Here is a 20,994-nt window from a genome sequence, read left to right as displayed (position 1 = left end):
GAGCGTTGGAACGTGAGTGACACCCCGTACGAAGACCCGTACCTGATCATCTCCTCCGACTGCCACGCGGGCCTGCCCACCGAGCGGTACCGCCCCTACCTCGACTCCCGCTTCCACCCCCAGTTCGACGAGTTCCTCGGCCAGCGCGACGCCCGCCGCGAGGAGGCCACCCGGCTCGGCGTGCGCAACGAGGCCTTCGCCGAGAAGTGGTTCCACGACCACGAGGAGGGCCTCAAGGGCGGCTGGGACGCAGCCCAGCGGCTCAAGGAACTCGACGGGGACGGAGTGGCCGCCGAGGTCGTCTTCCCCGACGCGGACGCCGTCGACAGCCAGACCGCCGCCCCCTTCGGCGTGGGCCTCGGCCTGTCCGGGGACCAGGATCCCGAGCTGGGCCTGGCGGGCGCGCAGGCGCACAACCGCTGGCTGGCCGAGTTCGTCGGGCAGAACCCCGAACGCCACTGCGGGGTCGCGCTGCTGCCGATCACGGCCGAGCCCGCGAAGGTGGTCGCGGAGATCCACCGCGCCAAGGAGTCCGGACTGGGCGCCCTGATGATCCCCTCGATGTGGGTGGACAAGGCCCCGTACCACGACCGCCGCTACGACCCCGTCTGGGCGGCCGCCGCCGAGACGGCCATGCCGGTCGTCACGCACTCGGGGGCCGCGCCCCGCCACGAGTACGGGGACCACCTCGGCATCTACGTCTCCGAGGTCACCTGGTGGCCGGCCCGCCCCCTGTGGTTCCTGCTCTGGTCCGGGGTCTTCGAGCGCCACCCGGGCCTGAAGTTCGGGGTGGCGGAGTCGGGCTGCTGGTGGCTGCCGAACCAGCTCTGGTTCATGGACCGGCTCTACCTCGGGGCGCACGGCGGCAAGAAGCTGTCCCCGTTCGCCGAGCTGAAGCGCCCGCCGAGCGAGTACCTGGACCGGCAGGTCTTCGTCTGCGCGACCAACACCAAGCGGCGCGAACTCGCGCAGCGCTACGAGATCGGCGTGGACAACATCCTGTGGGGCTCGGACTTCCCGCACCCCGAGGGTACCTGGCCCGACACCCGCAACTGGCTGCGCAAGACCTTCCACGACATCCCGGTCGCCGAGACCCGCCGGATGCTGGGACTGGCCGCCGCGGAGGTCTTCGGCTTCGACACCGAACGGCTCGCCCCGCTCGCCCGCCGGATCGGCCCCACCCCGGCGGAGCTCGGGCAGTCCCCGGACCAGGCGGCGGTGGAGGCCTCCTGGGCCCGCTCCCGCGAGACCGGCCGCCACTGGCTCACCGGCCAGGACTTCCCGGTCCTGGGACAGGAGGGCCCGGCATGACGGAGGACCGCTACACCGTCATCTCGGCGGACTGCCACGCGGGCGCCGACCTCCTCGACTACCGGCCCTACCTGGAGGCGCGCCACCACGAGGCGTTCGACGCCTGGGCCGCCGCCTACGTCAACCCCTACGAGGACCTCCTCGCCGACACCGCCGACCGCAACTGGAACTCGGCCCGGCGGCTGGCCGAACTCGAAGCCGACGGGATCGTCGCGGAGGTCCTCTTCCCCAACACCATCCCGCCGTTCTTCCCCAAGGCCTCGCTGATGGCCCAGCCGCCCACGGCCTCCGAGTACGCACTGCGCTGGGCGGGGCTGCAGGCGCACAACCGCTGGCTGGCCGACTTCTGCGCGGACGCCCCGGGCCGGCGGGCCGGGGTGGCGCAGATCCTGCTCAACGACGTGGACGCGGCGGTGCGGGAGATCCGCCGCACGAAGGAGGCGGGCCTCACGGGCGGCATCCTGCTGCCCGGCGTCCCGCCCGGCTCGCCCGTGCCGGAGCTGTACTCGGCCGCGTACGACCCGATCTGGGCGGTCTGCGCGGAGCTCGACGTCCCGGTCAACCACCACGGCGGCTCGGCGTCGCCGCCGCTCGGCGACGAACCGGCGGCCCGGGCGGTGTTCATGGTGGAGACGACCTGGTTCTCGCACCGCGCCCTGTGGCACCTGATCTTCGGCGGCGCCTTCCGCCGCCACCCGGGCCTCAAGCTGGTCCTGACGGAGCAGGGCTCCGGCTGGATCCCGGGCGTGCTGGACATGCTGGACTACTACCACGGCCGGCTGGTCGCGGCCGCGTCCACGGCGGAGGCCAAGTTCGGCGCGGGCCTGGCCGACTCGATGGGCCGCGGCCCGAGCGAGGTCTGGCGGGAGAACTGCTTCGTCGGGGCCAGCTTCATGCGCCCCCACGAAGTCCCGCTGCGGGACCGGATCGGCCTCGACAAGATCATGTGGGGCAGCGACTACCCCCACGACGAGGGCACCACCCCCTACTCCCGCGAAGGCCTCCGCATCGCCTACGCGGGCCTGCCCCGGGCGGAGGTGGCCGCCATGGTCGGCGGCAACGCCGCCCGCGTCTACGGCTTCGACCTCCCCCTCCTGGACGCGGTGGCCGCCAAGCACGGCCCCCTCGTCACGGAGATCGCCGAACCCCTGACCCACATCCCGCCGGGCGCCACCAGCCCGGCCTTCGCCCGCGGCGCCTCGGTCCGCGTCTGGTAGCGCCCGTGCCCCGCGACGGCGGCCCCGGCCCGTGGGGGACCGGGGCCGCCCGGGGTGGGTCAGGAGAGCCGCCTGATCCGCTCCGGGGGGAGGGAGTCGGCGCCGTGCAGGCGTACGTTCGCGCCCACGACGACGGTCAGCCCGGGCAGCCGGGCCAGGGGCGCGAGGTCGTACTCACCCGCGTTGAGGAGGGTCAGCCGGGTCAGCTCCGGCAGCTCCCGCAGCGCGGACAGCCCCTGGGGCAGGGTGCAGTCGCTCAGGGCCAGCATCTCCAGGCCCGGACAGCGCAGCAGCACCTCGGAGCCGACCTCCGCGTCCAGGATCTGCAGCCCCTTGAGGCCGGACGGATCGGGCAGCGCCAGGAAGTCGGCCGTCCGCTCGGGGCCGTGGAAGGTGAGCCACGTCAGCTCCGGCCAGCGGCCGATGTCGTCCAGGGCCAGGTGCGCGGCCCGCGCGTGCAGGTGCAGGTGCTTCAGCCCCGCGGGCGCCGGGAGGTCGGAGACCCGGTCGGTACCGGGCACCGGGTAGTTCAGGAACAGGTACGCAAGCGCCTCCATGCGGGCCAGCGGCGCGAGGCCCAGCCGGTCCGGGGCGCCCACGAGCGTCAGGCTCTCCAGGGACGGCAGCGCGGTCAGCGGGTCGAGGAACGCGATCCGCTGGCAGTCGTACAGGCCCAGGTACTTCAGCCCCTCGAACACCGTGAGGCCGGAGAGGTCCGTCAGGGGGCTCTGGAGGAGCGCGAGGTGCTCCAGGTCCCGCAGGGCCCGGACCTCCGGCGGCAGACCCCGGCCGCCGGTCAGGGCGATCCGCCGCAGCCCGTCCAGCCGGGGCAGCGCCGCGAGCTGCGCCGGGGTGCGCACCCACAGCTGGACGTCGTCCAGCCGGGTCCGCGCCAGCACGGCGTCCGCGTACTCCTGCACCTGCTCGAAGCGGTCCCAGCCGTCGGCCAGCTCCCAGCGCACCTTGAACCGGTCGTCGGGGCGGAAGCGGGCCAGCAGGTCCACCGCCTGGTCCCCGCCGATGAGGGTGGCCGTCCGTACCGTGGCCGCGGCCGCGTCCTCCTCCAGGAACAGCGGCTCCGTCAGCAGCTCCAGCACCAGCGGACCCGCCTTCGCGAGCTCCTCCGCCTGCGCGGCGTTGCGCGGCGGCAGCAGTTCGGCCGTGCGGCGCTCGACCTCGTGGCGCACCGCCGGGTCCAGCTCCGGCGCGTGCTCCAGGCAGGCGGCGGCCAGCAGGACCAGCCGGCCCCGGTACTTGCGCACCTTGTCCGCCCGGCCCAGGATCCGGCGCAGCAATGTCGCCCGCTCGTCGGGACGCGCGTGCCCCACGGCCATCCGCACCACGTCGTCCCAGGTGTCGTCGTGGGCGTTGCGCACCAGCACGCCCAGGTCGCGGGCCTCCACGGCGGCCTTCGCCCCGAGGTAGTCCTGGAAGGTGCGGTGGACGAAGTGGACCGTGCCCGGGACGGGTTCGCGCAGCAGGCCGCTGCGGATCAGGAGGTGGCTGAAGACCTCGGCCGCGGTGCCCTGGGCCCGGACCTGGACCATGGAGTCCAGCCACTCCTCCACCAGCTCCACGGCCTCGTCGCAGTCGGCCTCGGTCTGCCCGTTGCGGATGAGCCAGTACGCCAGCCGCTGGAGCAGCAGGGTCTGTTCGTCGCGGGTGAGCCGCACCCCCTCCACGCCCGTGATCTCCCGCTCGGCGTCCCGCCGTACGAGCAGCATCTCCAGGGCGGCGTCGTACAGCTCCTTGCGGGCCCGGGGCAGCTGCATGCGTCGGTCCCGGTTGAGCGCGCAGAGCAGCGCGCACATCAGCGGGTTGGCGGCCAGCTTGCCGAGGTCGCGGCGGGTGCCCACGGCCTCGCGCAGGGAGGCCTCGTACGCATCGACGTCCGCGCGCTGGGCGTCGTCGGCGCATTCGGCGCGGGCGGCGGCGTGCCAGTGCCCGATGAAGGAGCCGATGTCCTCCCGTTCCATGGGCAGCAGGGAGTGGGCGGTGAAGGCCTGGCCCGCCAGCCAGTCCTCGGGAACCGCCGAGGGGCGGGTGGTCACCACGTAACGGGCCTTGGGGAAGGCGGAGATCAGGCCGCGCAGCCACACCTGGGTGCGTCCGCGCAGGCGCAGCGGGACCTCGTCCACCCCGTCGACCAGGACCAGGGCGCGTCCCTCGCGCATCAGGTCCTCGGCCCAGCCCGCCGGAGCCGTCAGCGGCACCCCGGATTCGGGCAGGAACTCCGCCGGCAGCGGCAGGCGTTCGGTGGTGGTGAAGGAGCGCAGCCGCAGGACGAACGGCACGCAGGTGTTCCACGGGGCGAGGCCGCCGGTGAAGGAGCGCCGGGCTGCGTTGACGGCCAGCCACTGCACGAGGGTGCTCTTGCCGGAACCGGCGGGGCCGCGCAGCAGGGTGCGTTCGGCGGAGGCCAGCGCCTCATCGGCCCTGCGGACCGTCCGGTGGGAGGCGGGGTTCCCGGGCAGCAGCTGTTCCCCGCTCACCGTGAGGCCGATGTAGGCCACGTCCAGGGGCCATTCCTGCGGAGAGCGGCTGAGGGTGATGCCGAAGAGCTGGAGCCGGCCGTGGGCGCCGGCGATGTACCGGGCGTAGCGTTCCTCGAAGGCGTGGGCGGCGCCGTCCCGGGCTTCGCCCAGCTCGTGCACCGCGCGGGCCAGGGCGCCGCTGCGGCGCAGGAGTTCGACGCCGGCCCGCGGGGCGAAGGCGGGCAGGGAGGTCATGTGCTCCACCGCGTGCGCGCAGCTCTGGGCGACCAGTTCCCGGTACAGGGCCTGCGCGGCGTCGCTCAGGCCGGCCGGCGGGGTGTGGGCCAGCACGTGGTCGGCGAGGGCGCCGGGGGAGAGGTCCAGGTCGAGCAGGGTGTCCATGTCGAGGGCGCCCAGGGCGGCGAAGGCGTCCCCGACGGCGTCCACCGCGGCGAGCCGCTCGTGCTCCGGCAGCGCCGCCGAGGCGGCGCCGAGCCGGCCGGCGAGGGTCTCGGTGAGCCGGCGCACCTCGGGGTCGCGCAGTTCCGCCGGAGGCGTGAGCCAGCGCCGGCCGGGCCGGACCGGATCGGGTGCCAGCCCCGCGCCCGGGGTCCGGGTCAGGAAGGACTTGACCACGGCGCCCGCCGCCGTGCCCGCCACCCGTAAGAGAACCGTCTCGAACCCCGTCACATCGCCTCCCCGCCCGAGCCGCCCAGTATCCCGGGTACCGGGGGTAACTTCGTCGGATACTGATCGGTAACAACCTCTAGCGGAGCCCCCCGGGGCGCCTCTATGGTGCGGGGCATGCCGAACCTGCCCGATGTCGTGCTGTGGTCCATACCTGCCTTCGTGCTGCTCACCGTCATCGAGGTGGTGAGCTACCGGCTGCATCCCGACGAGGACGCGGCCGGGTACGACACCAGGGACGCCGTCACGAGCGTCACCATGGGGCTCGGCAGCATCGGGTTCGACCTGCTCTGGAAGATCCCGGTCGTCGCCGTCTTCACCGCGGTCTACGAACTGACCCCGCTGCGCGTGCCGTTCCTGTGGTGGACCGCCCTGCTGATGCTGCTCGTGCAGGACTTCCTCTACTACTGGCAGCACCGGCTGCACCACGTCATCCGCATCCTGTGGGCCTGCCACGTCGTGCACCACAGCAGCAAGCGGTTCAACCTCACCACCGCCCTGCGCCAGCCCTGGACCAGCGCCACCACCTGGTGGTTCTACCTGCCGATGGTCGCCCTCGGCGTGCACCCGGCCGCGATCCCCTTCTGCTACGGCATCAACCTGCTGTACCAGTTCTGGGTGCACACCGAGCGGATCGGGAAGCTGCCGCGCGCCTACGAGTACGTGTTCAACACCCCCTCGCACCACCGGGTCCACCACGCCTCCCAGGGCGGCTACCTGGACCGCAACTTCGGCGGGATCCTGATCGTCTGGGACCGGATGTTCGGCTCCTGGGTGGGGGAGACGGAGCGGCCCGTCTACGGGCTCACCAAGAACATCGCCACCCACAACCCGCTGCGCGTGGCCACCCACGAGTACGCCGCCATCGCGCGCGACGTCCGGGCCGCGGGCAGCTGGCGCGAGCGCGCCGGGCGGGTCTTCGCGGGCCCCGGCTGGCAGCCCGCCGCCCCGGCGCCGGCCGCGCCCGCGCCCGCCCCCGACGCGCCCGCCGTCCCGGCGCCGGCCGCCCAGGAGCCCGCCGCCCCGCAGCCCGTGCCCGCGCCGGAGCGGGCCGCGTGAGCGTCGTCGGGTCCCGTACGCCGGCCGGACCGGCCGGTCCGGCCCGCCCCGCGGCCTCCCGGGCCGGCCGGCTGCTGCTCGGCGCCTTCGCCGTGGCCGCCGCCGCCGACCTCGGCGCGCTGCTGGCCGGCTGGCACCTCGGGCACGTGATCGCCAAGCCGCTGCTGATGCCGCTGCTGGTGGCACACGTCCTCACCCGCGGCGCGCCCCGGCTCCTGGTCGCCGCCCTGCTGTTCGGCTGGGGCGGGGACCTCGCCCTGCTCTTCGACGCCGACCCCGCCTTCCTCGTCGGCATGGGCTCCTTCGCCGCCGGGCACGTCTGCTACCTCGTGCTCTTCGGCCGGGGCCGGACCGGCCCCCTGCTCGCGGCCGCGTACGCCCTCGCGCTCACCGGGACCGTCGCCCTGCTCTGGGACGGTCTGCCGTCCGACCTGCGCGTCCCGGTCGCCGGGTACAGCCTGCTGCTGACCGCGATGGCCTACCGGGCCGGCGCGCTCGGCCGCACCGCCGCCGTCGGCGGGGCGCTGTTCCTGCTCTCCGACACCCTGATCGCCACCGGGGTCGCCGACTGGCCCCAGCTCCCCCGGCCCGACTTCTGGATCATGGCCACCTACCTGGCGGCCCAGTACCTGCTGGCCATGGGCGCGCTCGCTCCGGCGCAGGCGTACCGTAGGGAAGTCATACAAGACTGAATCAATCTGCTCCGGAGGGCTGCACCACCATGCGCGCCACCGTCATCCACGCCCCGAACGACATCCGCGTGGAGGAGGTGCCCGACGCTGCGATCCAGCGCCCCGAGGACGCCGTCGTCCGCGTGCTGCGCTCCTGCATCTGCGGCAGCGACCTGTGGGCCTACCGCGGCGAAGCCGCGCGCAAGCCCGGGCAGCGCATCGGGCACGAGTTCCTCGGCGTCGTCGAGGAGACCGGCTCCGCCGTCTCCGGGCTGCGCGCCGGCGACCTCGTCGTGGCCCCCTTCATGTGGTCCGACGGCACCTGCGACTACTGCTCCGAGGGCCTGTACACCTCCTGCGTGCACGGCGGCTTCTGGGGCTCGGTCGGCCACGACGGCGGCCAGGGCGAGGCCGTCCGCGTCCCGCACGCCGACGGCACCCTGGTCAGGCTCCCGGCGGAGGCCGTCTCCGACGACCACCTGCTGACCGGGCTGCTGGCCCTCTCCGACGTCATGGGCACCGGCCACCACGCCGCCCTCGGCGCGGGTGTCCGCAAGGGCTCCACCGTCGCCGTCGTCGGTGACGGGGCGGTCGGGCTGTGCGGCGTACTGGCCGCCAAGCGGCTCGGCGCCGACCGGATCATCGCCCTGGGCCGGCACACCGTCCGCACCGACATCGCCAAGCTGTTCGGTGCCACCGACGTGGTCGCCGAGCGCGGCGAGGCGGCCGAGGCGGCCGTCCGCGAACTGACCGGCGGCCAGGGCGCGCACGCCGTCATCGAGGCCGTCGGCACCGAGCAGTCCATGCGCACCGCCGTGAACATCACCCGCGACGGCGGGGCCATCGGCTACGTCGGGGTCCCGCACGGCAGCGGCACCGGCCTCGACCTCGGCGTGATGTTCGACCGCAACATCACCCTGCGCGGCGGGGTGGCACCGGTCCGCGCGTACATCCCGGAGCTGCTGGAGGACGTGCTGAGCGGGGCCATCGACCCCTCGCCCGTCTTCGACCGCGCCGTGTCCCTGGACGAGGTCCCGGAGGGCTACCGGGCGATGGACGACCGCAGCGCCCTCAAGGTCCTGATCAAGCCCTGAGCCCCGGCGGACGCGGACGGGCCGGGCGGGGGACTTCCCGTCCGGCCCGTCCGGCCCGTCCGGCCCGTCCGGCGTCACCGTCCGGCGCGGCCGTCCGTCACTTGACGGCCTTGAGCGCGTCGACCACGCCCGCGCCGTAGTAGCCGGTCTGGCCCCACTTGGCCTTGCAGGTGGCGGCGTCGACCAGGTTGCCGGCGTCGTCGTAGATCTTGTCCGGGCAGGCCGTCTTCGTGGCCTGGGCCTTGAGCATCGCCTGGACCTGCGAGGGCGTGGCCCACGGGTGGGCGCTCTTGATCAGTGCCGCGACGCCCGCGACGTGCGGGGTGGCCATCGAGGTGCCCTGCTTGTAGCCGTAGCCGCCGCCCGGCAGGGTGGAGAGCACCCGGCCGTTGGCGTCGGGCGTGGCCGGGACCTGCCACTTGTCGCCGCCGGGGGCGGCCACGTCGACGACGCCCAGCCCGAAGCTGGAGTAGTACGAGCGCAGGCCCTTGTCGCCGGTCGCGCTGACGGTGACCACACCGGGCAGTTGCGCCGGCAGGTCCAGGCAGGTCTTCGGGTCGATGGTGCGCGGGACGGGGGTGGCGTCGTCCGGGCTGGTCGTGTCGACGAGGGAGTCGGCGGCCAGGTCGAACTCCTCGTTGCCCGCGGCGGCCACGTTCAGGACGCCCTTGCGCTCCGCGTACTTGGTGGCCCGGGCGAGGGACTCCACCAGCGCCTTCTGGTCGTCGTCCGACTTGCAGTTGAACATCCACGGGTCGACGTAGTAGCTGTTGTTCGTCACCTCGATCCCCTTCTCGGCGGCGAACATGAAGCCGCAGACGACCGCCTCGGTGAAGAACAGGCTCGTCCCGGGCTCGCTCACCTTGATGCCCGCGACCTTCACCCCCGGCGCCACACCGCTGACGCCGATGCCGTTGCGCGGCGCGGCGATCGTGCCCGCCACGTGCGTGCCGTGGTCGGAGCCGTCCGGGTACGGGCGCCAAGCCCCGTCGGTGGTGTCGGCGACGCCCCCCACGCAGTTGGCGGACTGTCCCTTGGAGAAGTTGGCGGCCAGGTCGGGGTGGGTGTCGTCGACGCCCGTGTCGATGACGCCCACGGTGACGTCCGGGCTGCCGTCGTTGATCTTGTGCGCCTGGTCGGCCCTGATCGCCCGCAGGTCCCACTGGTTCGCCTCCAGCGGCTCCTGCCCCGGCGCCGCCTGGGCCGCCGCCTTCGCGGCGTCCGCCGCGCTCAGCTTCTGGGTCGTGCCCTCCTCGGTGGTCTGCACCGTCTGGAGGGGGGCCGTGCGGGTGGCGCCCACCGACACGAAGAGGCTGCGCTGGGCCCGCAGCAGCTTCGCGAAGTCCGGATTCTGGGAGTGGGCGACGACGACTCCGATCTGCTCGTAGGACGTCACCACCGTTCCGCCGGCCCGCTCGACGGCCTTCTTGGCCTGCTTGACGGTCCCGTACGCGGTCAGGTTCGCCACGTACGACAGCTTCGGCCCCGCGGGGGCGGCCTGCGCGGCCGTCGCCGGGCCCGCCGTGTTGCCGAGCGGTGCGGCCGAAGCCGCCACCGGGGGCAGGAAGGCGAGCGAGGCCGTCAGCGCGAGGCCGGCCGGAACGGCGAGGGCCCGCCGGCGGCCGTGTCCCAGATGAGCCATGGGTTCTCCACATCATCGTGAAAAAGCCGTCCGCACGCGGTCGCGTCGGACGGGTGCATGACACGTGAACCTAGCGCTGACGTTCTCTTCCGCGCCATCCGTTCGAGAAATCAGCCGTTCGAAAAGAGAACCAGTCAAAGAAACAGCGGGCGTTGAACCGTCCCGACACGCCGACCGTGCCGTTGTCAGGGGGGATCAGCATCACTCTCCCCCCACACACGGAGGTCGCTTTGCCGTCCGTCCCCACCGCACCCGCGTCACAAGGAGAACCCCCCGTGACCACCGAAGCAGCGCCCCCGCAGGGCGGCGCGGAACCGTCACCGGCGAGCCCCACGGCCGAGCAGTTCGCGGCCGCTCAGCAGAGCCCCGAGTTCGCGGAACTGCGCGGCTCCTTCCGCTCCTTCGCCTTCCCGCTCACCGTGGCCTTCATCGTCTGGTACCTGCTTTACGTCCTGCTGTGCAACTACGCGGGCGGCTTCATGGGGACCAAGCTCTTCGGCAACATCAACGTCGCCCTCGTGCTCGGCCTCGCCCAGTTCGCGACGACCTTCCTCATCGCGTGGTGGTACTCGCGCCACGCCGCCAGCCGCCTCGACCCCAAGGCCGAGGCCATCAAGGCGCGCCTGGAGGCCGGAGCATGAGCGCCCTCACGCACCTGACGGTCGCCGCCGGAGCGAGCGAACACCGCCCGATCATCCTCACCCTCTTCGGGCTGTTCGTCGTGGCCACCCTGGTCATCACCGTCTGGGCCGGCCGCCAGACCAAGGACGCCGCCGACTTCTACGCGGGCGGACGCCAGTTCACCGGATTCCAGAACGGCCTGGCCATCTCCGGCGACTACATGTCCGCCGCCTCCTTCCTCGGCATCGCCGGAGTCATCGCCCTCAAGGGCTACGACGGCTTCCTCTACTCCATCGGCTTCCTGGTCGCCTGGCTGGTGGCCCTGCTGCTCGTCGCCGAGCCGCTGCGCAACTCCGGCCGCTACACGATGGGCGACGTCCTCGCGTACCGGATGCGCCAGCGGCCCGTCCGGACCGCCGCCGGCACCTCCACCATCGTCGTCTCGATCTTCTACCTGCTCGCGCAGATGGCCGGCGCGGGCGTACTGGTCTCCCTGCTGCTCGGCATCACCAGCGACGGCGGCCAGATCGGGATCGTCGCCCTGGTCGGCGTGCTGATGATCGTCTACGTGACCATCGGCGGCATGAAGGGCACCACCTGGGTCCAGATGGTCAAGGCCGTCCTGCTCATCGCGGGCGCCCTGCTCATCACCTTCCTGGTGATGTGGAAGTTCAACTTCAACGTCTCCGCCCTGCTCGGCAAGGCCGCCGAGAACAGCGGCAAGGGCGCCTCCTTCCTGGAACCGGGGCTCAAATACGGGGTCACCGGCACCTCGAAGCTGGACTTCATCTCCCTCGGCCTCGCCCTGGTCCTCGGCACCGCCGGCCTGCCGCACATCCTGATCCGCTTCTACACCGTGCCCACTGCGAAGGCCGCCCGGAAGTCCGTGAACTGGGCCATCGGCATCATCGGGGCCTTCTACCTGATGACGATCGCGCTCGGCTTCGGCGCCGCCGCCCTGCTCAGCCCCAAGGAGATCACCGACTCCAACCCGTCCGGCAACACCGCCGCCCCGCTGCTGGCCCAGGCCGTCGGCGGCGGCGCCGACTCCACGGGCGGCGCGGTCCTGCTCGCCGTGATCTCCGCGGTGGCCTTCGCGACGATCCTCGCCGTGGTCGCCGGCCTCACCCTCGCCTCCTCCTCGTCCTTCGCGCACGACATCTACGTGAACGTGATCCGCAAGGGCCAGGCCACCGAGAAGGAAGAGGTACGGGCGGCCCGCTGGTCCACCGTCGTGATCGGCGCCGTCGCCATCGTCCTCGGCGCGCTCGCCCGGGACATCAACATCGCCGGCCTGGTGGCCCTCGCCTTCGCCGTCGCGGCCTCGGCGAACCTGCCGACGATCCTCTACAGCCTCTTCTGGAAGCGCTTCACCACCCGGGGCGCCCTCTGGTCCATCTACGGAGGCCTCGTCTCCTCCGTGGTCCTCGTCCTGTTCTCGCCCGTGGTCTCCGGCAACGAGAAGACCTCGATGTTCAAGGGCGTCGACTTCCACTGGTTCCCCCTGGAGAACCCGGGGATCATCTCCATCCCCCTCGGCTTCCTCCTGGGGTGGCTGGGAACCGTACTGTCCAAGGAGAAGGCCGACCCCCAGAAGTTCGCCGAGCTGGAGGTCCGATCCCTCACCGGAACAGGGGCTCACTGAGATCCACCGAACACCCAGCGTGGCCGCGTCGTACTTCTCTACGACGCGGCCGCGCCGCCTCTCGTTCCTTTGGGCCCCCCTGAGTGCGACGCCCGTCGCGTAGGCTCGAAAGGAGCGCTCCCGCGTACCCGCGACAGCGCCAAGCTCTACGGATCCGGACAGGGAGGGGGCCCACAGTGCTTCTCGACACCTACGGCCGCGTGGCCACTGACCTGCGCGTCTCACTCACCGACCGGTGCAATCTGCGCTGCACCTACTGCATGCCCGAGGAGGGCCTGCAGTGGCTCGGCAAGTCCGACCTGCTGAGTGACGACGAGATCGTCCGGCTGGTCCGCATCGCCGTCACCCGGCTCGGCATCACCGAGGTGCGCTTCACCGGCGGCGAGCCGCTGCTGCGGCCCGGCCTGGTCGGCATCGTGGAGCAGTGCGCGGCCCTGGAGCCGCGCCCCCGGATGTCCCTGACCACCAACGGCATCGGTCTCAAGCGCACCGCACAGGCGCTCAAGGCCGCCGGCCTGGACCGGGTGAACGTTTCGCTGGACACGCTGCGCCCCGAGGTCTTCAAGACCCTCACCCGCCGCGACCGCCACCGCGACGTCATCGACGGTATGGCCGCCGCCCGCGAAGCCGGCCTGACCCCGGTCAAGGTCAACGCCGTGCTGATGCCCGGACTCAACGCCGACGAGGCCCCCGACCTGCTCGCCTGGGCCGTGGAGAACGAGTACGAGCTCCGCTTCATCGAGCAGATGCCCCTGGACGCCCAGCACGGCTGGAAGCGCGACGGCATGATCACCGCCGGGGACATCCTGCAGTCCCTGCGCACCCGCTTCACCCTCACCGAGGAGGGCTCCGAGGAGCGCGGCTCCGCCCCCGCGGAGCGCTGGGTGGTCGACGGCGGTCCGGCCACCGTCGGAGTCATCGCCTCCGTCACCCGCCCCTTCTGCGGGGCCTGCGACCGCACCCGCCTCACGGCCGACGGCCAGGTCCGTACGTGCCTGTTCGCCACCGAGGAGTCGGACCTGCGCGCCGCCCTGCGTTCGGGCGCCCCGGACGAGGAGATCGCCCGGCTGTGGAAGGTCGCGATGTGGGGCAAGAAGGCCGGGTCCGGTCTCGACGACCCGTCCTTCCTCCAGCCCGACCGCCCCATGTCGGCGATCGGCGGCTGACCGGCCCGGCCGAACGCCCGGCCCGGCCGAACGACCGGCCGAGCCGCGCGCTCGGCCGGGCCGCGCGCTCAGCCGCGTTCCGAGCCCTCCGGCTGGACCCACTCGTCGAGCTTCACGACGTCCTTGAGGAACCCGCGCACGCCCAGGAACTGGGACAGGTGCTCGCGGTGTTCCTCGCACGCCAGCCACGTCTTGCGCCGCTCCGGCGCGTGCAGCTTCGGGTTGTTCCACGCCAGGACCCAGTCCGCGGCAGCGCGGCAGCCCTTGGCGGAGCAGGTGGGGGTGTCGATCTCGGAGCCGGGCCCGGAGAAGAAGTCAGGGGAGTTCACGGCCTCAACCCTACAAACGGAAGGGCGACGCCGGGCAGCCACGGGGGGAGCTGCCCGGCGTCGGTCCGTCGCTCCGACGGGGGATGCGGAGCGCGTAGGCAGTATGTCACGCAGGACCCGCCGGGGTGCACCGGAACTTCATGATTGATCTGAGCTTTTACTGAGGTTCCCCGCGTCCAGTGCCGGGCGCACAGGGGCCGCCGTGAAGTGCGAGGGCAGCGAGGGCGTGGACTCGCGGCCGGCGTTGGCGATGACCACCGCGATGTAGGGCAGCAGCAGACCGGCGGCCAGCGTCACCATCGCCACATGGCGTTCCACGTTCCACAGCACGACCGTGGCGACGACGGACAGGGTGCGGATCGCCATCGAGATCACGTACCGGCGCTGCCGTCCGCGCACGTCCTCGGCGAGGCTCATCCGCGCCCCGGTGATCCGGAAGACCTCGGCCCCGTTCCGCTTCGACCGCTCCATGCTCCACCACCCGATCCACCCGCCGGGCACGCCCCGGCCCGCAACCCTCCCACCGTACGCCGCCCCCGCGCCGCCGAGGAGTAGGGGGGTGTCCCTCCGACGGGCCGTCCGAGGTGCGCGCGGGGCCGGACGGGTCGAGACTTGGCCCACACGCGCACAACGCGCCACGAGGAGGCTCGACATGCAATGGTTGTGGGCGATCATCGTCGGTTTCGTGCTGGGCCTCATCGCCCGGGCCATCCTGCCGGGCAAGCAGCACCAGCCCCTGTGGCTGACCACCCTCTTCGGCATCGCCGGAGCCCTCCTCGGCAACGCCGTCTCGCGGTGGATCGGCGTCGAGGACACACGGGGCATCGACTGGATCAGGCACCTGCTGCAGCTGGTCGGCGCGGTCGTGATCGTCGGGCTCGGCGACATGGCCTACATCGCGCTGCGGGGCGACAAGCGCCGCACCGTGTAGCACCGGGCACGCGAAGGGCCGCCGCGGACGTCGTGTCCGCGGCGGCCCTCCGTCGTGCCGGCCGCCGGGCGGCGGCCGTCCTCCCGAGCCGTCAGGCGCCGGTGACCTCCACCGCGGCCAGGTTCTTCTTGCCGCGCCGCAGCACGAGCCAGCGGCCGTGCAGCAGTTCCTCCGCGGCGGGGACCGCGTCCTCGGCGGTGACCTTCACGTTGTTCACGTAGGCACCGCCCTCCTTCACGGTCCGGCGGGCGGCGGACTTGCTGGCGACCAGGCCGGTCTCCGCGAGCAGGTCCACGACCAGGCCCGGCTCGGCGACCCGCGCCCGCGGCAGCTCGGAGAGGGCCGCGGCCAGCGTGGCCTCGTCCAGCTCCGCCAGCTCGCCCTGACCGAACAGCGCCTTCGACGCGGCGATCACGGCGGCGCACTGGCCGGCGCCGTGCACCAGCGTGGTCAGCTCCTCCGCGAGCGCCCGCTGCGCGGCACGCGCCTGCGGCCGCTCGGCGGTCTGCGCCTCCAGCTCCTCCAGGTCCGCGCGGGACTTGAAGGACAGGATCCGCATGTAGGTGGAGATGTCCCGGTCGTCCACGTTCAGCCAGAACTGGTAGAACGCGTACGGGCTCGTCATCTCCGGGTCCAGCCAGACGGCGCCGCTCTCGGACTTGCCGAACTTGGTGCCGTCCGCCTTGACCATCAGCGGGGTGGCCATCGCGTGGACGTGCGCGTCCGGCTCCACCCGGTGGATCAGGTCGAGCCCGGCCGTCAGGTTGCCCCACTGGTCCGAGCCGCCCTGCTGGAGGACGCAGCCGTAGCGGCGGTACAGCTCCAGGAAGTCCATGCCCTGGAGCAGCTGGTAGCTGAACTCGGTGTAGCTGATGCCCTGGTCGGACTCCAGCCGCTTGGCGACCGAGTCCTTCGTCAGCATCTTGTTGACCCGGAAGTGCTTGCCGATGTCCCGCAGGAACTCGATGGCGGACATGCCCGCCGTCCAGTCCAGGTTGTTCACCATGAGCGCGGCGTTCTCGCCCTCGAAGGACAGGAACGGCTCGATCTGCGAGCGCAGCCGGGCGACCCAGTTCGCGATGGTCTCCGGGTCGTTCAGCGTGCGCTCGGCGGTCGGGCGCGGGTCACCGATCTGACCGGTGGCCCCGCCGACCAGCGCCAGCGGCCGGTGACCGGCCTGCTGGAGCCGGCGCACGGTGAGCACCTGCACCAGGTGCCCCACGTGCAGCGAGGCCGCCGTCGGGTCGAAGCCGCAATAGAAGGTGACCGGACCGTCCGCGAACGCCTTGCGCAGCGCTTCTTCGTCGGTGGACTGGGCGAAGAGCCCGCGCCACTTCAGTTCGTCGACGATGTCCGTCACGGTCTCTCGACTCCTTCGATGTCTGAAATTGCCATGGTCAGTCTAGGTGGGTCAGACGCCCTTGCTGACCGAGCTCATGTTGAAGTCCGGGATCCGCAGCGCCGGCATCGCGGCCCGGGTGAACCAGTCCCCCCACTCGCGCGGCAGGGTCTTCTCGGTCCGGCCGGCCTCGGAGGCCCGCGACAGCAGGTCCACCGGGGACTCGTTGAACCGGAAGTTGTTGACCTCGCCCGTGACCTGCCCGTTCTCCACCAGATAGACCCCGTCCCGGGTCAGGCCCGTGAGCAGCAGCGTGGCCGGGTCGACCTCGCGGATGTACCAGAGGCAGGTCAGCAGCAGGCCCCGTTCGGTGCCCGCCACCATCTCCTCCAGCGACTTGTCCCCGCCGCCGTCCAGCACGAGGTTGCCGAAGGCGGGGGAGAGCGGCAGCCCGGTCAGGGCGGCGCTGTGCCGGGTGGTGGTCAGCCGTGACAGCTCGCCGCCGCTGATCCACTCGGTCGCCGGGACCGGCAGGCCGTTGTCGAACACCGAGGCGTCGTCGCCGGAGCTGTGCGCGATCACGAAGGGCGCCGACTCCAGGCCCGGCGCGTGCGGATCGCTGCGCAGGGTCAGCGGCAGCGGGGACAGCCGCTCCCCGACGCGGGTGCCGCCGCCGGGCTTGGAGAAGACCGTGCGGCCCTCCGTCGCGTCCCGGGCCGCCGCCGACCACATCTGGTAGATCAGCAGGTCCGCCACGGCCGTGGGCGGCAGCAGCGTCTCGTACCGCCCGGCCGGCAGCTCGATCCTGCGTTCCGCCCAGCCCAGCCGTACGGCGAGCTCCGCGTCCAGCACGGTCGGGTCCACGTCCTTGAAGTCCCGGGTGGACCGGCCGGCCCAGGCCGAGCGGGAGCGGTCCGGGGACTTCGCGTTCAGCTCCAGGGTGCCGTTGGGCTGGTCGTGGCGCAGCCGCAGCCCGGTCGAGGTGCCGACGTACGTGGAGACCATCTCGTGGTTCGCGAACCCGTACAGCTCCCGGCCGCCGGCCCGGGCCCGGGCGAAGGCTTCGCCGAGGGCGGGGGCGAAGTCCGCGAACACCGCCGAGGAGGTTTCGGCGGGGCCGTCGGTGAAGTCCGGCGAGGTCGGGGTGCCGGTCACCAGCGGCTGGGCGTCCTCGGCGGGGCCGGCCCCGCGAGCGGCCGCCTCGGCGGCCCGGACCAGCGGTTCCAGGTCGGCGGCCGTGACGGCGGAGCGCGAGACGACCCCCGAGGCCGTGCCCTCCTTGCCGTCGACGGTGGCGATGACCGTCAGGGTGCGTCCGCGGGTGACGCCGTTGGTGGTGAGCGCGTTGCCCGCCCAGCGCAGGTTGGCGCTGGACTCCTCGTCCGCGATGACGACGCAGCCGTCGGCGGTGGACAGCTCCAGGGCGCGCTCGACGATCTCGTGCGGCGTGGTTCGGGTCGACATCAGCGTCCGGCCTCCTGCGTGGTGTTCAAGATGTTCACGTCGCGGAACAGGGCGGACGGGCAGCCGTGGGAGACCGCCGCGACCTGGCCCGGCTGGGCCTTCCCGCAGTTGAAGGCGCCGCCCAGGACGTAGGTCTGCGGGCCGCCGACCTTCTCCATCGAGCCCCAGAAGTCGGTCGTCGTGGCCTGGTAGGCGACGTCGCGCAGCTGACCGGCCAGCCGGCCGTTCTCGATGCGGAAGAAGCGCTGCCCGGTGAACTGGAAGTTGTAGCGCTGCATGTCGATCGACCAGGAGCGGTCGCCGACCACGTAGATCCCGCGCTCCACCCCGCCGATCAGGTCCTCGGTGGACAGGCCGCCCGGATCGGGCTGGAGGGAGACGTTCGCCATCCGCTGGACGGGCACGTGGCCGGGGGAGTCGGCGTACGCGCATCCGTTGGAGCGCCCCAGACCGGTGAGCTTCGCGATCCGCCGGTCCAGCTGGTAGCCGGTCAGGGTGCCGTCCTTGACGAGGTCCCAGCTCTGCGCCTCGACGCCCTCGTCGTCGTAGCCGATCGTGGCCAGGCCGTGCGCGGCCGTGCGGTCACCGGTCACGTTCATGACCGGGGAGCCGTACTTGAGCTTGCCCAGCTGGTCGAAGGTGGCGAAGGAGGTCCCGGCGTACGCCGCCTCGTAGCCCAGCGCCCGGTCGAGCTCGGTGGCGTGGCCGATGGACTCGTGGATGGTCAGCCACAGGTTGGACGGGTGCACGACGAGGTCGTAGCGCCCCGCCTCGACGCTCGGCGCCCGCATCTTCTCGGCGAGCAGGCCGGGGATGTCCTCCAGCTCGGAGTTCCAGTCCCAGCCGGTGCCCGTCAGGTACTCCCAGCCGCGTCCGGCGGGCGGGGCGATGGTGCGCATCGAGTCGAACTCGCCGGTGGTGGCGTTCACGGCGACGGCGGTGAGCTGCGGGTGGATCCGCACCCGCTGCTGCGTGGTGGAGGTGCCCGCGGTGTCGGCGTAGAACTTGTTCTCGTGGACGGCGAGCAGCGAGGCGTCGACGTGCGCGACGCCCTCGGCGGCCAGCAGCCGGGAGCTCCAGTCGGCGAGCAGGGCCGCCTTCTCGGTGTCCGGCACCGAGAAGGGGTCCACGTCGTAGGCGGAGATCCAGGTCTTGTCGGCGTGCACCGGCTCGTCGGCCAGCTCGACCCGCTCGTCCGAGCCCGCGGCCTTGATCACCTGGGCCGACAGCTTCGCCATGGCCACGGCCTGCGAGGCCACCTTGGCGGCGGCGTCCATGGTCAGGTCGACGCCGGAGGCGAAGCCCCAGCTGCCCCCGTGCACCACGCGGACCGCGTACCCGAGGTCCGTCGTGTCGGAGCCGCCGGAGGGCTTGGCGTCGCGCAGGCGCCAGGAGGCGCTGCGGATCCGCTCGAGCCGGAAGTCGGCATGGTCGGCGCCCAGCGCGCGGGCCCGGGCGAGCGCCGCGTCGGCGAGCGCCCGCAGGGGCAGCGCGGTGAAGGCCGCGTCGATGGAATGGGCCACGGAAATCCTCCGGGGGTCGGGGCAGGTCGGCTCGATCATGTCGCGATCGGCCCCCCGGTGCATACCCGTTTCTGTAGGTACTCGACAGCGCGCGTCGCGAGGCCCTGTCGGAGCCCGATTCTCCGGATGTGCGGCCGGACCTATAGGTTTTTGCTATTCAGACAGCTAGCGAAAGGGTGATCCGTTGAGCCGCTCGGTTCTCGTCACCGGAGGTAACCGGGGCATCGGCCTCGCCATCGCCCGAGCCTTCGCGCAGGCCGGCGACAAGGTCGCGATCACGTACCGCTCGGGGGAGCCGCCGCAGGAGCTCACCGAGCTGGGCGTGCTGGCCGTGCGCTGCGACATCACCGACTCCGAGCAGGTGGAGCAGGCCTACAAGGAGGTCGAGGCCAAGCACGGCAACGTCGAGGTGCTGGTGGCCAACGCCGGCGTCACCAAGGACACGCTGCTGATGCGCATGTCCGAGGAGGACTTCGCCTCGGTCGTCGACACCAACCTCACGGGCACCTTCCGCGTGGTCAAGCGGGCCAACCGCGGCATGCTCCGGGCGAAGAAGGGCCGCGTCGTCCTGATCTCCTCGGTCGTGGGTCTGATGGGCTCGGCCGGCCAGGCCAACTACGCCGCCTCCAAGGCCGCGCTGGTCGGCTTCGCCCGCTCGCTCGCCCGCGAGCTGGGCTCCCGCAACATCACCTTCAACGTGGTCGCCCCCGGTTTCGTGGACACCGACATGACGAAGGTGCTCACCGACGAGCAGCGCGCCGCCATCGTGGACCAGGTGCCGCTCGCCCGCTACGCGCAGCCCGAGGAGATCGCGGCGGCCGTCAGCTTCCTGGCGTCCGACGACGCCGCGTACATCACAGGAGCCGTCATTCCCGTTGACGGCGGATTGGGCATGGGTCACTGATCACCATGAGCGGAATTCTCGACGGCAAGCGCATCCTCATCACCGGGGTGCTGATGGAGTCCTCCATCGCCTTCCACACCGCCCGGCTGGCCCAGGAGCAGGGGGCCGAGGTCATCCTCACCGCCTTCCCGCGGCCGACGCTGACCGAGCGCATCGCGCGCAAGCTCCCCAAGCCCGCGAAGGTCATCGAGCTCGACGTCACCAACGACGAGCACCTGGCCCGCCTGGAGGGTCTCGTCCGCGACGAGCTGGGCGGCCTCGACGGCGTCGTGCACTCCATCGGCTTCGCGCCGCAGGACGCCCTGGGCGGCAACTTCCTCAACACCCCGTTCGAGTCGGTGGCCACGGCCATGCACGTCTCGGCGTTCTCGCTCAAGTCGCTGACCATGGCCTGCAAGCCGCTGTTCCCGCACGAGGGCGCGGCCGTCGTCGGCCTCACCTTCGACGCGCAGTTCGCCTGGCCGCAGTACGACTGGATGGGCCCGGCCAAGGCCGCGCTGGAGGCCACCAGCCGCTACCTCGCCCGCGACCTGGGCAAGGAGAACATCCGCTGCAACCTGGTCTCGGCCGGTCCGATCGGCTCGATGGCCGCGAAGTCCATCCCCGGCTTCGGCGACCTGGCGGAGGTCTGGAACTCCCGCTCCATGCTGGAGTGGGACATGAGCGACCCGGAGCCGGCGGGCCGGGGCGTGGTCGCGCTGCTGTCGGACTGGTTCCCGAAGACCACGGGCGAGATCGTGCACGTCGACGGCGGCCTGCACGCGATGGGCGCCTGAGCGGTACCCGCATCCGTACGGCGGTGGCCGCGCCTTCCCCCGGGGGGGCGCGGCCCCCCCCGGTTTACCGCGACCGGTGACGGGGGGCGGGGTGTACGTGGATAAGTTTTTAGGAGTCATCGCCGATCATACCGACTGGAA

Annotated in this window: 18 protein-coding genes; 11 read left to right on the top strand and 7 right to left on the bottom strand. The window is 72.2% G+C overall.

What is annotated here, in order from left to right:
* Positions 1-12: 12 nt before the first annotated feature.
* Together ACGFXC_RS20410 and ACGFXC_RS20405 are read left to right on the top strand one after the other, a co-directional pair.
* Positions 13-1,311: an amidohydrolase family protein gene (locus tag ACGFXC_RS20410; RefSeq protein WP_393714691.1), complete on the top strand. Its 1,299-nt coding sequence runs from the start codon at positions 13-15 to the stop codon at positions 1,309-1,311.
* A complete protein-coding gene (locus ACGFXC_RS20405) occupies positions 1,308-2,528 on the top strand; it encodes an amidohydrolase family protein (RefSeq protein WP_393714689.1) in 1,221 nt (406 codons plus the stop codon). The genes ACGFXC_RS20410 and ACGFXC_RS20405 overlap by 4 nt, the downstream gene beginning before the upstream one ends.
* A 59-nt stretch (positions 2,529-2,587) precedes the next feature.
* On the opposite strand, the gene ACGFXC_RS20400 is transcribed toward ACGFXC_RS20405, so the two are convergent.
* Positions 2,588-5,692: an NACHT domain-containing protein gene (locus ACGFXC_RS20400; protein ID WP_393714687.1), complete on the bottom strand. Its 3,105-nt coding sequence runs from the start codon at positions 5,690-5,692 to the stop codon at positions 2,588-2,590.
* Positions 5,693-5,806: 114 nt separating this feature from the next.
* Here ACGFXC_RS20400 and ACGFXC_RS20395 point away from each other — a divergent pair, with 114 nt between their 5' ends.
* Genes ACGFXC_RS20395 through ACGFXC_RS20385 form a run of 3 tightly spaced genes read left to right on the top strand, consistent with a single transcriptional unit; the run spans position 5,807 to position 8,513 of the window.
* Positions 5,807-6,748 carry a sterol desaturase family protein gene (locus ACGFXC_RS20395; RefSeq protein ID WP_393714685.1) on the top strand — a complete coding sequence of 314 codons (942 nt, stop codon included), beginning with the start codon at positions 5,807-5,809 and terminating at the stop codon, positions 6,746-6,748.
* The gene (locus ACGFXC_RS20390; RefSeq protein WP_393714683.1) at positions 6,745-7,440 is read left to right on the top strand and encodes a lysoplasmalogenase; all 696 of its coding nucleotides are present in this window, start codon (positions 6,745-6,747) and stop codon (positions 7,438-7,440) included. The genes ACGFXC_RS20395 and ACGFXC_RS20390 overlap by 4 nt, the downstream gene beginning before the upstream one ends.
* 29 nt (positions 7,441-7,469) lie before the next feature.
* Entirely contained in the window at positions 7,470-8,513 is a 1,044-nt protein-coding gene (locus tag ACGFXC_RS20385) for a zinc-dependent alcohol dehydrogenase family protein (protein ID WP_393714681.1), read from the top strand.
* A 97-nt stretch (positions 8,514-8,610) separates the two neighbouring features.
* On the opposite strand, the gene ACGFXC_RS20380 is transcribed toward ACGFXC_RS20385, so the two are convergent.
* Entirely contained in the window at positions 8,611-10,155 is a 1,545-nt protein-coding gene (locus ACGFXC_RS20380; RefSeq protein ID WP_393714679.1) for a S8 family serine peptidase, read from the bottom strand.
* 275 nt (positions 10,156-10,430) lie between these two features.
* Between ACGFXC_RS20380 and ACGFXC_RS20375 the strand changes: the two genes are divergently transcribed.
* The 3 genes from ACGFXC_RS20375 (at position 10,431) to moaA (ending at position 13,587) form a co-directional block, all read left to right on the top strand.
* A complete protein-coding gene (locus ACGFXC_RS20375) occupies positions 10,431-10,796 on the top strand; it encodes a DUF485 domain-containing protein (RefSeq protein WP_393714677.1) in 366 nt (121 codons plus the stop codon).
* A complete protein-coding gene (locus tag ACGFXC_RS20370; protein WP_393714675.1) occupies positions 10,793-12,421 on the top strand; it encodes a cation acetate symporter in 1,629 nt (542 codons plus the stop codon). The genes ACGFXC_RS20375 and ACGFXC_RS20370 overlap by 4 nt, the downstream gene beginning before the upstream one ends.
* Before the next feature lie 176 nt (positions 12,422-12,597).
* Positions 12,598-13,587: a GTP 3',8-cyclase MoaA gene (gene moaA / locus ACGFXC_RS20365; protein ID WP_393714673.1), complete on the top strand. Its 990-nt coding sequence runs from the start codon at positions 12,598-12,600 to the stop codon at positions 13,585-13,587.
* A gap of 68 nt (positions 13,588-13,655) precedes the next feature.
* On the opposite strand, the gene ACGFXC_RS20360 is transcribed toward moaA, so the two are convergent.
* The gene (locus ACGFXC_RS20360) at positions 13,656-13,916 is read right to left on the bottom strand and encodes a hypothetical protein (protein ID WP_393714671.1); all 261 of its coding nucleotides are present in this window, start codon (positions 13,914-13,916) and stop codon (positions 13,656-13,658) included.
* Positions 13,917-14,054: 138 nt separating this feature from the next.
* Entirely contained in the window at positions 14,055-14,387 is a 333-nt protein-coding gene (locus ACGFXC_RS20355) for a DUF3099 domain-containing protein (protein WP_393714669.1), read from the bottom strand.
* Positions 14,388-14,568: 181 nt separating this feature from the next.
* Here ACGFXC_RS20355 and ACGFXC_RS20350 point away from each other — a divergent pair, with 181 nt between their 5' ends.
* A complete protein-coding gene (locus tag ACGFXC_RS20350) occupies positions 14,569-14,847 on the top strand; it encodes a GlsB/YeaQ/YmgE family stress response membrane protein (protein ID WP_393714667.1) in 279 nt (92 codons plus the stop codon).
* Positions 14,848-14,938: 91 nt separating this feature from the next.
* Here ACGFXC_RS20350 and tyrS read toward each other — a convergent pair whose 3' ends face one another.
* From tyrS to ACGFXC_RS20335, 3 genes are read right to left on the bottom strand one after another with little or no spacing between them, the layout of a single operon-like run.
* Complete coding sequence (tyrS, locus tag ACGFXC_RS20345) at positions 14,939-16,207, bottom strand: tyrosine--tRNA ligase (RefSeq protein ID WP_393714665.1); 1,269 nt, start codon at positions 16,205-16,207, stop codon at positions 14,939-14,941.
* Positions 16,208-16,258: 51 nt separating this feature from the next.
* Complete coding sequence (locus ACGFXC_RS20340; RefSeq protein WP_393714663.1) at positions 16,259-17,650, bottom strand: metallopeptidase TldD-related protein; 1,392 nt, start codon at positions 17,648-17,650, stop codon at positions 16,259-16,261.
* Positions 17,650-19,212, bottom strand: coding sequence for a TldD/PmbA family protein (locus ACGFXC_RS20335; protein WP_393714661.1), 1,563 nt, complete (start codon positions 19,210-19,212; stop codon positions 17,650-17,652). The genes ACGFXC_RS20340 and ACGFXC_RS20335 overlap by 1 nt, the downstream gene beginning before the upstream one ends.
* 145 nt (positions 19,213-19,357) lie before the next feature.
* Between ACGFXC_RS20335 and fabG the strand changes: the two genes are divergently transcribed.
* Both fabG and fabI read left to right on the top strand, forming a co-directional pair.
* Positions 19,358-20,077: a 3-oxoacyl-[acyl-carrier-protein] reductase gene (gene fabG / locus ACGFXC_RS20330; RefSeq protein ID WP_393714659.1), complete on the top strand. Its 720-nt coding sequence runs from the start codon at positions 19,358-19,360 to the stop codon at positions 20,075-20,077.
* Positions 20,078-20,082: 5 nt separating this feature from the next.
* Positions 20,083-20,853 (top strand): enoyl-ACP reductase FabI, encoded by a 771-nt coding sequence (gene fabI, locus ACGFXC_RS20325; RefSeq protein WP_393714657.1) that lies wholly within the window; start codon positions 20,083-20,085, stop codon positions 20,851-20,853.
* The last annotated feature ends 141 nt before the right edge of the window (positions 20,854-20,994 follow it).

Source organism: Streptomyces sp. NPDC048507 (assembly GCF_043199995.1).
Taxonomy (GTDB): Bacteria; Actinomycetota; Actinomycetes; order Streptomycetales; family Streptomycetaceae; genus Streptomyces.
Note: the sequence above shows the minus strand (reverse complement) of the source record. Positions and strands in the feature narration are given on the sequence as shown.

Bases quoted from the DNA above. Each gene is read 5' to 3' on its own strand.
- ACGFXC_RS20405 (WP_393714689.1), top strand. From the start codon at position 1,308: ATGACGGAGGACCGCTACACCGTCATCTCGGCGGACTGCCACGCGGGC.
- ACGFXC_RS20395 (WP_393714685.1), top strand. From the start codon at position 5,807: ATGCCGAACCTGCCCGATGTCGTGCTGTGGTCCATACCTGCCTTCGTG.
- ACGFXC_RS20385 (WP_393714681.1), top strand. From the start codon at position 7,470: ATGCGCGCCACCGTCATCCACGCCCCGAACGACATCCGCGTGGAGGAG.
- ACGFXC_RS20380 (WP_393714679.1), bottom strand. From the start codon at position 10,155: ATGGCTCATCTGGGACACGGCCGCCGGCGGGCCCTCGCCGTTCCGGCC.
- ACGFXC_RS20370 (WP_393714675.1), top strand. From the start codon at position 10,793: ATGAGCGCCCTCACGCACCTGACGGTCGCCGCCGGAGCGAGCGAACAC.
- ACGFXC_RS20355 (WP_393714669.1), bottom strand. From the start codon at position 14,387: ATGGAGCGGTCGAAGCGGAACGGGGCCGAGGTCTTCCGGATCACCGGG.
- ACGFXC_RS20350 (WP_393714667.1), top strand. From the start codon at position 14,569: ATGCAATGGTTGTGGGCGATCATCGTCGGTTTCGTGCTGGGCCTCATC.
- ACGFXC_RS20340 (WP_393714663.1), bottom strand. From the start codon at position 17,650: ATGTCGACCCGAACCACGCCGCACGAGATCGTCGAGCGCGCCCTGGAG.
- ACGFXC_RS20335 (WP_393714661.1), bottom strand. From the start codon at position 19,212: ATGATCGAGCCGACCTGCCCCGACCCCCGGAGGATTTCCGTGGCCCAT.
- fabI (WP_393714657.1), top strand. From the start codon at position 20,083: ATGAGCGGAATTCTCGACGGCAAGCGCATCCTCATCACCGGGGTGCTG.